General features: G+C 62.8%; 13 protein-coding genes. 6 read left to right on the forward strand and 7 right to left on the reverse strand.

The window, feature by feature from the left end; genetic code table 11:
• Positions 1-8: 8 nt before the first annotated feature.
• Both GOSPT_RS21410 and GOSPT_RS21415 read right to left on the reverse strand, forming a co-directional pair.
• Positions 9-1,457: a hypothetical protein gene (locus tag GOSPT_RS21410; protein WP_005208988.1), complete on the reverse strand. Its 1,449-nt coding sequence runs from the start codon at positions 1,455-1,457 to the stop codon at positions 9-11.
• On the reverse strand, positions 1,454-2,389 hold the full coding sequence (locus tag GOSPT_RS21415) for a tyrosine-type recombinase/integrase (protein WP_039856989.1): 936 nt from the start codon (positions 2,387-2,389) through the stop codon (positions 1,454-1,456). Before GOSPT_RS21415 ends, GOSPT_RS21410 begins: the two co-directional genes overlap by 4 nt.
• 104 nt (positions 2,390-2,493) lie before the next feature.
• Here GOSPT_RS21415 and GOSPT_RS21420 point away from each other — a divergent pair, with 104 nt between their 5' ends.
• Positions 2,494-2,817: a helix-turn-helix domain-containing protein gene (locus tag GOSPT_RS21420; protein ID WP_141630971.1), complete on the forward strand. Its 324-nt coding sequence runs from the start codon at positions 2,494-2,496 to the stop codon at positions 2,815-2,817.
• Positions 2,818-3,264: 447 nt separating this feature from the next.
• The gene (locus GOSPT_RS21425; protein WP_005208993.1) at positions 3,265-3,714 is read left to right on the forward strand and encodes a hypothetical protein; all 450 of its coding nucleotides are present in this window, start codon (positions 3,265-3,267) and stop codon (positions 3,712-3,714) included.
• On the opposite strand, the gene GOSPT_RS23395 is transcribed toward GOSPT_RS21425, so the two are convergent.
• On the reverse strand, positions 3,652-3,942 hold the full coding sequence (locus GOSPT_RS23395) for a helix-turn-helix domain-containing protein (protein ID WP_082965527.1): 291 nt from the start codon (positions 3,940-3,942) through the stop codon (positions 3,652-3,654). The genes GOSPT_RS21425 and GOSPT_RS23395 overlap by 63 nt on opposite strands.
• 124 nt (positions 3,943-4,066) lie before the next feature.
• Here GOSPT_RS23395 and GOSPT_RS21435 point away from each other — a divergent pair, with 124 nt between their 5' ends.
• A complete protein-coding gene (locus tag GOSPT_RS21435; protein ID WP_005208997.1) occupies positions 4,067-4,600 on the forward strand; it encodes a hypothetical protein in 534 nt (177 codons plus the stop codon).
• 23 nt (positions 4,601-4,623) lie between these two features.
• On the opposite strand, the gene GOSPT_RS21440 is transcribed toward GOSPT_RS21435, so the two are convergent.
• The 4 genes from GOSPT_RS21440 to GOSPT_RS21460 all read right to left on the reverse strand — a co-directional run bounded on the left by GOSPT_RS21440 (position 4,624) and on the right by GOSPT_RS21460 (position 7,348).
• Positions 4,624-4,890, reverse strand: coding sequence for a hypothetical protein (locus tag GOSPT_RS21440; RefSeq protein ID WP_005208998.1), 267 nt, complete (start codon positions 4,888-4,890; stop codon positions 4,624-4,626).
• Between the two features lie 338 nt (positions 4,891-5,228).
• Positions 5,229-6,275 carry a helix-turn-helix domain-containing protein gene (locus tag GOSPT_RS21450; RefSeq protein ID WP_005208999.1) on the reverse strand — a complete coding sequence of 349 codons (1,047 nt, stop codon included), beginning with the start codon at positions 6,273-6,275 and terminating at the stop codon, positions 5,229-5,231.
• On the reverse strand, positions 6,272-6,862 hold the full coding sequence (locus GOSPT_RS21455) for a hypothetical protein (RefSeq protein ID WP_141630972.1): 591 nt from the start codon (positions 6,860-6,862) through the stop codon (positions 6,272-6,274). Before GOSPT_RS21455 ends, GOSPT_RS21450 begins: the two co-directional genes overlap by 4 nt.
• Before the next feature lie 198 nt (positions 6,863-7,060).
• Entirely contained in the window at positions 7,061-7,348 is a 288-nt protein-coding gene (locus tag GOSPT_RS21460) for a hypothetical protein (RefSeq protein WP_005209001.1), read from the reverse strand.
• Between the two features lie 850 nt (positions 7,349-8,198).
• Between GOSPT_RS21460 and GOSPT_RS21465 the strand changes: the two genes are divergently transcribed.
• The 3 genes from GOSPT_RS21465 (at position 8,199) to cobF (ending at position 10,477) form a co-directional block, all read left to right on the forward strand.
• Complete coding sequence (locus tag GOSPT_RS21465) at positions 8,199-8,630, forward strand: DUF2335 domain-containing protein (RefSeq protein WP_005209002.1); 432 nt, start codon at positions 8,199-8,201, stop codon at positions 8,628-8,630.
• A 265-nt stretch (positions 8,631-8,895) separates the two neighbouring features.
• On the forward strand, positions 8,896-9,711 hold the full coding sequence (locus GOSPT_RS21470) for an SDR family oxidoreductase (protein WP_005209004.1): 816 nt from the start codon (positions 8,896-8,898) through the stop codon (positions 9,709-9,711).
• 7 nt (positions 9,712-9,718) lie between these two features.
• A complete protein-coding gene (gene cobF / locus GOSPT_RS21475) occupies positions 9,719-10,477 on the forward strand; it encodes a precorrin-6A synthase (deacetylating) (protein WP_005209006.1) in 759 nt (252 codons plus the stop codon).
• Positions 10,478-10,490 lie beyond the last annotated feature (13 nt).

The raw sequence follows: 10,490 nt of genomic DNA on the forward strand, positions 1-10,490 counted from the left end.
GCGGGCGCTCAGGGCACGGGCGGCTCGCCTGGGTCGGGGTGTTCGTGTCGCCAGAGCCGGTCGGCGTAGGCGTTGCGGGCCAGCGCGTGGCCGAGCATGACCAGGTATTGGCCGTCGCATGTGGTGGAGATCGCGCGGCCTCGGTACCAGTCGGCATCGATGGTGTTGTTGGCTGATTCCGCATCGGATCGGTAGGGGTAGATGCGGTTGTAGACGGTGGCGGGTTCGCTGTCTTCGGCAGCGACAGCTTGGCGAAGGTATTCCACGCGATGGGTCGCACCGTCACTCGCGGGTTCGTTGATTCGTACGCGATGTGCTGCGCCGCAGGGCAATTGGATTGTGACGTACCAGTCGTAGCGTCCAGTGGTTCGGTGTGTGGAGTGGAGTTTAAGCAGATTGCAGCGGTCGTGGTGGACGGCGCCATCCTCGTCGACGCGTTCGGCGACCAGCGTTCCTTTGCGGGTGTAGAGCTTGTGGGTTCGCCCGCACGCGCAGGTGAGGCTGTCGAAAGGTTTGAGCGCGGCAGTCGTCTCGTGGGGCGGGGAGAAGATCATGTATCCGGCGTCGGCGAGTGGCTGCAGGTGCACGCCCCGGAAGGCGCCGTCGTAGCAGACGGTGGTGGCACCGGGTTCGGCGGCGGCGAGGTCGAGGAGCGCTTGGACACTGATGGCGGCCTCACCTCCACTGTCGGGCGCAGTGTGGATCATGTCGATGAAGATGCGGCTGTTGCGTGCCGTACTGGGACGGGTCACGATGTGCTGGAATTTCATGCCCAGCGTGAGGTCCTTTTTGTCACCTTCTTTGTGGAGTTCGCCGTCGACCCGCTGTCCTGCGGCTTCGCGCTTCTTGACTGCCCTTTCGGTGAAGATGCTGGAGATCACCTTGCCGTCGGCGTAGACGACGTTGCCGCGTTCGGGGTTGGTGAGCGAGCGGCGGTGCGGAACGAGAAGGCAGCCATGCCGTTTGGCGAGTGCACGCGCTTCGATAACGAACCGCACCCGCAGGGTCTCCAAGAGTTCACTGACGTGGCCTGCCGTGACGGAGGTTGATGCGTCCAGGATACGTTTGCGGGCGTCCTGGCAGTTCCACCGTTTCGGCGGGCGCGGGTTCAGGTCGATACCGTGCAGGGCGCACCCAGCACACAGGATTGACCAGTACCTGCTGTGCGATAGCGCCTTTGCCGCTTTGCGGTGCGAGCCAAGGACTCCGGCGAGTGACACGTAGAAGATGACGAGCACCTCGTGGTAGCTCCGCCTCGGTCCGGTCGACCCCTCGATCTTGGTGGGGAGTTCTCTGGCCAGTGCGTAGACGGCGTCGTCAGCGGCGAGTGCTTCGATGTACTCGATTTCCAGCGGCCGGGAATCGCGGTCAGGCATCGACGAAGCGGCCGCAGCACCTGCCGAGGACTCCTTCGCGGCTTGCTTGGCGTAATACCGCCGGTTGCGCCTCTTGCTCATCCGGCCTGCCCCTGCCAGTCGAAGCCGATCAGCGAGGCGGCACTGTCGAGGGATCGTGACCCGGTCACGCTAGCGGCGTCTTCGATATGGCCGGTGCGCGCGAAGGCCTGCGCTCCGGCGTACGCAGTCAACGATGTTGGCGTGATCGCCGAATCGACCGACAGCCCAGCGGCGCGCAGCACAGCTCCGACGGTCATCCCCACTCGCGCTTGGCGTGCCGCATCCGATCCTGTTCCGGTGTCGCACAGGGGTTGTCGCGGGTCCCGTCCAAGATGGTAGATACGCGCCTTGAGAACCATGGCGGCGTAATCGTCGAGTTGCACGACGCGTTCGGCGTACTTGACCGAGCCGTGCAAGTGCGCGGCCTTCTCGTCAACGTCGATGTCACCGACAGTGAGGCGGCCGATCTCACCGGTCCGCGCACCCGCCAGCAACAATGCGACTGTCGACGAATGTCGTTTGTGAGCACCAAGATCGGCGAAGAACCGTACGAGTTGCGCTTCGTCCGGGGTGAGCGGCCGACGTTGCCCGGGTTGCGCACGGCCGGGCAGGTCCATGACTGTTGTCGGGTCGTCGCAGCCGATGCCAAGTGAGCGAGCGGTGCGAAAGAAGACGCGAAGCGTCGAGAGCCGAATGTGTTTGGTAGCCAACGACGGTTCCATGCGCTCACCCGATCGATCGCGGCCCCTAGCATGCACAAAGTCTCCGACGAGGGTTGGCGTGATGTCGTTGATGGACTCGATGCCGTGCGCGACGGCGAAGCGGCAGAACCGGTTGACGAGCAACGAGAACTTGGCGACCGTCTGCTGCGACATAGCACCCGAGGCGGCGGCGCGGTTCCACGCGGCGAACACGGCGGCAGCGATGGTGGTCAGGCGTTCGTCACCCACGATCGACCACCGCAACGCGAGGCAAAGTTGATGGCCGGTCATGCCCGGCCGCCTTCACACAGAGTCGAATGGTGCTCATAGGCACCACTATTGCGGTGGGGTACGACAAGTCGAGTACCGACAGACCCGACAGGTAGGCTGAGCTGGTGGTTTCCACACACCCACGAGCCCCAATCGAGTATGTTGCTGCTGGCGTATGGCCGGAGGCAGCCCTGCGTGACGATGCGCCCATCCAGGTGCAGGCGGCCCAGCTGTTCGCCCGAAACCTGCGGGCTGCACTCGACGCCGAAGGGATCGGCCTGCGCACGCTCGCGACGCGGGTGGGGGTCAATCACGCCACGATCAGCCGCGCGCTCGCGGGGCTGCGGTTCTGTGACGCCGCGACCCTGGCACGGCTGGAAGCGGGGCTTGATACCGCGTTGTGGCCCACCTACGAGACCACGATCGGCTACCGGACGCCGACGAACTGAGCGGACTAGGTGGGGCCGTGCTTCATACACCGGTCCGGCGCACCGGATCGGATAGTATGAGTCGCACGGCCCGAAAGGGCCTACACTCAAAACAGCACTCCTGACTTTCGCAATGTGGGCGTGTGTTGGTGGCCCCAGCTGTGCACTGGGACCGATCTTTGAAGGCCCTCCGCCCTGCCAGGTGGGGGGCCTTCGTCATGCCCGGTCCGGGCTGGGGCCCTTCTAGTGCATGACTGTCGCGGAATCAATCGTTGCAGGAACGGCCCCCATGACACGTTTTCGATACGGTCAAATCGCCGATCCGCACAGAATATTGTCCTAAACCCCCGGTTATCTCCTCAGGTTCTATGACTAGAACACATACTTATTTTGCCAGTGCACATGTACACCCGAATTGGTGGTAGCGTCCGAAGAATGCCGTCCAGCTTCGTGCCTCGCCGGTGGTGCGTGAGGGACACCGACTTCGGGCGTCGCGCGGTGGCCGAGTTCAGGTCGGCAGTGGCGGTGACCAGCGACGAACCCGACGGTGTCACCGGGATTCTCCAAGGGACCCCACGATTGCTTGCCGCGATCACCCACCATCGACTTGTGTACGAAATGCGGCTGGCGCTGTTCAAGATCGATATGACCAACGAGACCTATGCGCGTCGGGCACGCTACTCAGCGAACCCATCGAGCAACCGGGTCAACCAACTCTTCAGCGGTCGATTGCCGATCAAACTCGACGACATCGGCCTCGCGTACACCATCCTTGGCGACCACCTACCGGCCCTCGATCCACGCGGATGGGCTTCGGAGATGCGCTACCGCTATATGCCGTCGCGCGGTGGCGAGTCACCCGTCGACTTCTCGCCCTCCGGCGATCTGCTCGGTCTGTCGAATCAGTTCGACGGCTGAAATGTCGAGCGCGGAAGCTAACGCCCACAACCGATCTAGCGTGATCGTGTTGATCGATCCCTCAATCCGGGCGATCGTCGGCCGCGACACTTCCGCACGCTCAGCCAAGGCCTCCTGGGTCAGACCGCGATCCTCGCGTGCCTGACGGATCACGTCACCAAACGCCCGCCGATGCGCAGCTCGGCGCGCAACTTCGGCATCGGACGGCAACGGATCGGGAGTGGGCATCCCGACAACACTCCGATGCCGACCACGCCCAAGTCTGTATCAAATGTGATACAACTACCGCCGAGTGAGGTGTCCTTGTCAACCTCCTCAACCCACGTCACCGACAGCACGGAGAAGCACACCCATGATGCCGCCGACCACGCCCGCCGCCACCTATCGGCAGGCCCGCTCGATCGGGTTCACCCGCCGCGACATCTTCAAATACGCGGCTCTCGCGTCCGGTGCGATGATCGTCGCCGCCTGCTCCGGAAACGACCCGGGTTCCGAACCTGTGAAGAAGTTTGCCCAGGGCACCTGGAAAGTCACCGTCACCCGATCGCCAAGTACCGACCCCAACGTGACCAGCGAACCCACCGGCCCGCAAACCTTCCAGATCGCCATCGCCGACGGCACCTACGCCGCCACCGACAACAGTTGGGTTCCAGCCAGCGGCACCTGGACCTGGAACGACGGCGGCACAGTTCAGATCACAGCGAAGAAACCGAGCGTCGCCACCGGCGTCCCTGACACAATCAACAACGCCAAGCAATTGGCGTGGCAGTACGGCAACGACCGCTTCGCCGTCCAAGCCTCCTGGAACAGTGACAACAAAACCCTCACCCTCATCGGCACCGACGGCAACGGCAATCCACTCCCGATCAGCGCCGTGAAGCAGTAGTACTGCTCGGGCAGGTTTTTGTCTCAGTTGCCGATTCGGACGGAGTTGTCACCGGTCGGATCGGTGCACTCCAGGTAGGAGTCGGCGTGGCTACGGCCTGGGACGTAAGGCCATGTGCAGCCCCACCCTCGGATCGTCGCGAACTGTCCTTGCCCCTCGGGTTCACCGCGCTGAATCGCGGCTAGGTAGTCGCGTGCGACGGCGAGTGCTGCGGCACAGTTGACGCTGCCCTTAAGCACAACGACCGGTTCTGAGGTATTGGTGTTCGGGTTGGCGATCAGGTCACACATGACGTCCACCGACGTCAGGTGGGTGGACGACGGTACAGCCGGGGGTGCTTCGGAGGTGTCCGAAGGCGTGGACGAGAACGCCGTCTCCGATGAGGTCGAGGATGGTGCACTTGTTGTGGTGCTGGTGTCTTGCGATGACGAGTCCGCGGCGCTGCCGGGAGATTGCGAATTCGCCGCGCACCCGCCAACCAGCACGATCCCGGCCACGATGACACCTATGCGAACAATCCGATCAATAACCGCCATGTCGACTCCTCTGATGAGTACCCCAAACCACACCCTGTGGTCCACGGACACCGTAGTAGGACCGTTTCTCGGTGCGGCCCCGCTCCGTCCGCCTAGACGGTGTGCAACCGCCGGTCCGGGGAGAGAAAAACGGTCTCCGGAGCAGAGCTACTGCGCCCACACATACGGGCAACCTCGGAACGCGACAGCCCTCCACGGGTGACCAATGCGTCACCGATACTTGCTGCCAGGCGAGGCGTTTCGGGTAGAACCAACTCGTCATCGGGCTCGTGTACCTTCCACCCTTTGGCGTTCATCGAGCGATAGAAGCTGGTCCGTTCAGTCGCGCTGACCAGTTCCATGCGGTAAGCACGTTCGAAGATTGCTTGCATCGAAACGCCCCAAACGCGCTTCATGGCTCGGAGTTTGGCTGGCTTGAGCGCCGTCAATTCGGGTCGGATCACATGTTCGGGCATCAGCAGTTCGGCAGCAAACTCGTTGGCCTGCTGTTCGACATTCTCAGTGGTGAATTCGCTGTGGAGCACAAGATGGCCCAGCTCATGTGCGAGGGTGAGCCGTTTGCGGGGCGTTGGCAGCGTGCTGTTGATGATTACGACCGGATAGTCGGCCGCCCACTGGGACATCCCGTCGATGCGGTGAGTTCCGAAGTCGTACTCGATTACCAGAATGCCTGCTGACTCCATCCACGCCGTCAGGTTTCGCACCGGCCCGATGGGGAACTTCCACTGCGCGCGCACCATCCGCGCCGCATCAACGGGCGACGTATCGAGCGGGTCGAACGTCGGCAGATGATTTTCTGGTCGCATACCGACGCGCGCCAACAGAAATGCTGACCGCATGCGGATGAGGTTGAGCTGAGCCTCGATTCTGCGCCAGTCGCTGACCTTTGCCGTCTTCTGTCGGCGCATGTGCGCATCGGCAGCAATGGCGCCCCGTAGACCGAACGCATGGGTCAAGAAGTCCGTCGACAGATCAAGCGCACGACCCAACGCCGCCAACGTCGGAGGGTCGACATCGCGCTGACCGTTTTCATATCGCGACAAGGCAGCCTGAGTGACGCCGAGTCGCTCAGCGAGTTCCTCTTGTGTGATCCCAGCAGCTCGGCGGGCCGTGATGATCACGTCGCCGACATTGTTCATGATCCGCCTTCGGTCCCATCTTCGTCTTCTTCGATGATGTCGCGAAGGTCGAGCTGGGGCAGGTTCGGCTCCAGGGGTGTCCAGTCGATTGGCGCGGGACCCGATCCAGCAGCCTGGATTGGGTTGGCACCCAACGAGACTGACCACAATGGGCGATCAAGCTCAGTGCGGTAGGACAGGAGTGCACCCTTCACGGCAGCCTCATCGACATCCCACAGGTAGCCGAGCGCGAGGCTATGGGTCTCTGTGCCAGGAATCATCGCCACGTTAGTCCAAAACGCCAACGCACCCGAGGTCGGGTACGTGCTGATCTTCAAGTCGGACCGGTGGCGCTTGAACCGGATCACGTAGCGATCGATGAGGATCTGACGAGTCGGCTCCTGATCGATGATCTGAACCGCCGATTCGTCTGCCACCTCGCGCACCATCCGGTCCCACATGCGCTCATGGACGAAGTTCGCGACGAACCGTTTTGAGAAGTTGACGAACCAGGTAGGAAAAGCGTCCCGGAATGCCTCCAGGTCGACCGCCGCCCCGTCGACCGATTGAATGAACGCTCCGAGGAGCTTGTCGCCGAGGTCATCCACAACCTTCTGCGCATCCGGATATGAATTCATACCAGAAAATATACCAAACCCCCCCTACGCTCCACCGATGCACAACCATATCTCTGATTGAGTGCGCGCAATCGACGTAGGAACCGGCCGATTGCCGCGCGGACCGCGCGTGTCAGTGACACCGCACCACTCACCTGCGGCGACCACGAAGGGGACTGTCCGCGACTTTCAGAGCATCGTGTACGCCTGCATCGCCAACTGTGCGAGGTCGGTACCACCTGCCGACCCGAGCGCACCCGCGAACGCGGTCGCCGCAGTGAACATCAGCTGCTTGAGCTTGCCCGGATTGGACTTGGCGTCGCCTGCCAGTTCGGCCTCAATCTGCGCCGCCAATACGCGCCCCTCATCCTGCTGGTCGGTGTCGGCGGAGGCGGTCCGTACGAGGTTGGCGACTTCTCGAACCAGCTGAAAGCTGCCGGTATTCGTGACAGCCTGCTGGGCGTAGGCAGAATCCACCGCGACCGCCGACCGTTGGTCCCGGTAACTGTGATGGTGTTGTGCGAGTTCACTACATGCGGCGCCTGAGGCTGCTCGTCTCTCACCGAACGCCCCTCCGACAGGTAGCGTTCTCCCTTGGCTTCGAGCGACATACGAATCACTCCATGACCCTATGTCCCCTGACCTCGGATGAAGCCCTCGTTCTTAAGCCAAACCGTGGCGTCGTTGACCTCCTGCTCTGATAACGGAGTGTCGGACCAGGCAAGTAGCGTTCATCACGATGTCGGCCGAGGCGTTGGCGTCGCCCCTTCCAGATGCGATCTCGCTGCCTAGCCACGCCAGGACCGCATCACGGGTCATCCACAACCGGTCGAACTGGTTCATGTTGCTCCTTTGCCACACGTCCGCTGCCCGCAATCGGTACTCACAGTAGTCGGCGCTCGCGACACACTCTCAGGGCGCGCGTGGACCACCACCGAATGACAGTGGCACCCAATTGTGCGGTAGTCTGGGCAGCCGGCGACCGCCCCAAGCTGCAGAAACCTACGCAGAGGACTGAATCATGGCAAGCAGTTCGCAGACCGTGTGGAAACTCCTAGCGCCAAACCCCCTCGTCGGAGCTAGAGTTGAGTCATGACCCAGACAACTCACACGGCGCTGCGGCGGACGATGAGGCGCGGAGTCGACCGATGAGCATTCAACCTCGTCCACTGCTGAACCAGACTCGGATGGAACAGACGAGTGCCGCCGCAATCCTGAAGAACGCTGCGAAGATGATTCAGAGGTCGGGCAACTAGAGCACGACCTCGACACAGCAGAGGCTGCCCTTGAAGGCGAGATCGTCACTGACCCTCCTTCGCCGCGTCGCGTGCGACAAAGTAAATGGAAGGCTCCACTTCCGCCGCCAGAGGCGTTAGCTGCGTACAACGCGATCGATCCATCATTCGCGGAACGAATCGTCCGCTCGTACGAGCGGCAGATCGAGATCGCGGAGCGCAGGGAAGACTCGATCAATACCGCCGTGGATGCGCAGGTTCGGATTCAGGGAATGCTCGCCAGCGCCGATGTCTCATTGACAAAGCGCGGCCAGTGGATGCTCTACTCTATTGCGGTCTTCTCGCTCGTGGCTGCTGTTGTGTTCGTGGTCCTGGGAAGTCCCATCGCAGCAGTTGTGTCGGTCATCCTCGGAGTGCTATCGCTATCTGTCAACCTGGTGACGACCGTCAGCGCGGTCAAGCCACCGACCAAACGCTCAAACGGGCAGGAGGTCGAAGACGATTCGGCTGATTCGGATCCATAGTCGGTCAGCGTAAACTTGAGGCCCCGGAGCTGGTGTGCTCGTGTTACGAAAACAACGGAATCGCGTTACCCCGCGTACCCGCTAGACACGCTGACGTGTGGCTTTGTGAACTTCCTCCAGTCCCACGAGGGCGGGTCGTGAAGACCGACGCAGGAAGTCTACGTGACGGGCCGATCCCCGATCGGAGCGGGAGTCGGTGCGCCAGGTCGGGCTCGTCCGAGGTGCTTCTGGTCTCGCGGTCGCAGCGAGACGATACGGTGAAGCGGTGACACCAGCTCAGCTCACCGTTCTCGTGACCGGCGCGACCAGTGGAATCGGCGAAGAGGTGGCGCGGCAGTTCGCCTCCGCCGGCCATCGAGTCTTCGGCACGAGTCGACACCCCGACAAGGTTGCCGATCCGATTCCCGGCGTGACCTACGTACGTCTCGACAACGCCGACTACGAGAGCGCCACGGAGTGTGCCCAGGAGGTCGGCGACGTCGACATCCTGATCAACAATGCGGGCGAGTCGCAGGCGGGCGCGCTCGAGGACACGCCGATCAGTGCTGTCGAAGATCTGTTCCGTGTCAACGTGTTCGGGCCGATCGCGCTGACCAAAGCCGTGCTCCCGGGTATGCGTGAGCGGCGTCGAGGAACGGTCGTGATGGTCGGGTCGATGCTGTCGAGCTTCCCGGTGGCGTTCCGATCCAACTATGCCGCAACGAAATCCGCGCTGAAGGCGTATGCGTTCGCGACTCGACGTGAGGTAGCGCCGTACGGGATTCGGATGATCAGCGTCGAACCGGGAACGATCGCCACCGGCATCGGTGACCGGCGCAGCATCTACATCGGCGAGAACTCGCCCTACCGTGACGAGTACGAGACCCTCGCGGCCGCAACGCGACACAACGAAGAAGAGGGCATCAGTGGGGCCGAGATGGCGGCCGTCATCGTCGACGCCGCGCTGGCCGAGCATCCGAAGCCGTTCTACGCCAAGGGAAATTCGGCGGGACTCGTGTTCGCGTTGCGACGCCTGCTGCCGCGCCAGTTCATCCTCGACATGACCGCCCGCAAACATGGTCTGCGACGCGTGAAGATCTGATTCGACGATGCGAATAACGTTGCGGGTCATCGGGATCGGTCCTGGTGATCCACGGCAGATCACGCTCCAGGCGATCGAAGCGATGTCCGACGTCGAGGTGTTTGTCGCGCTGGAGAAGGGGAGTGCGAAGACGGGGCTGCTCGACGCTCGGAAGGAGATCCTTGCGCGCCACGCCAATTCGTCGCATCGGCTCATCGAGATCGCTGACCCGCCGCGTGATCGCGCGCCGGCGGACTACGACGCCGAAGTGCGACGTTGGCACGCGGCACGAGCCGATCTGATCGCTTCCGCGCTGCGCGACGAACTGCCCGACGGGGGAGTCGCGGCGTTCCTGGTCTGGGGCGACCCGGCGCTGTACGACAGCACTCTGCGCATCGTCGACGATCTGTCCGAACGGTCCGATCTGACCCTCGACGTCGAGGTCATCCCGGGCGTGACGAGCGCCAGTGCGCTGACCGCGGCGCACGGAATCGTCGCCAACCGGATCGGCGAACCCATTCACATCACGACGGGTCGTCGGCTCGCGGAGACGCCGCCGGGCGTCGACTCCAACCAGATCGTGATGCTCGACGCCGACCTCGCGTTCCGGCAGACAGCAGACCCCGACGATCACATCTGGTGGGGCGCCTATTTGGGTACCGCGGACGAGATCCTGATCAGTGGTCGGGTGGGCGACGTGGGTGAGCGCATCGCCGCGGAACGCGCTGCGGCCCGCGAGCGCGTGGGCTGGATCATGGACATCTACCTGCTGCGCAAACAGCGCTGAGCTGGGTGGGCGC

Origin of the sequence: Gordonia sputi NBRC 100414 (assembly GCF_000248055.1) — a bacterium.
GTDB lineage: Bacteria > Actinomycetota > Actinomycetes > Mycobacteriales > Mycobacteriaceae > Gordonia > Gordonia sputi.

Bases quoted from the DNA above. Each gene is read 5' to 3' on its own strand.
- GOSPT_RS23395 (WP_082965527.1), bottom strand. From the start codon at position 3,942: ATGCCCACTCCCGATCCGTTGCCGTCCGATGCCGAAGTTGCGCGCCGA.
- cobF (WP_005209006.1), top strand. From the start codon at position 9,719: ATGCGAATAACGTTGCGGGTCATCGGGATCGGTCCTGGTGATCCACGG.
- GOSPT_RS21410 (WP_005208988.1), bottom strand. From the start codon at position 1,457: ATGAGCAAGAGGCGCAACCGGCGGTATTACGCCAAGCAAGCCGCGAAG.
- GOSPT_RS21440 (WP_005208998.1), bottom strand. From the start codon at position 4,890: ATGTGTGACCTGATCGCCAACCCGAACACCAATACCTCAGAACCGGTC.
- GOSPT_RS21435 (WP_005208997.1), top strand. From the start codon at position 4,067: ATGATGCCGCCGACCACGCCCGCCGCCACCTATCGGCAGGCCCGCTCG.
- GOSPT_RS21415 (WP_039856989.1), bottom strand. From the start codon at position 2,389: ATGACCGGCCATCAACTTTGCCTCGCGTTGCGGTGGTCGATCGTGGGT.
- GOSPT_RS21450 (WP_005208999.1), bottom strand. From the start codon at position 6,275: ATGAACAATGTCGGCGACGTGATCATCACGGCCCGCCGAGCTGCTGGG.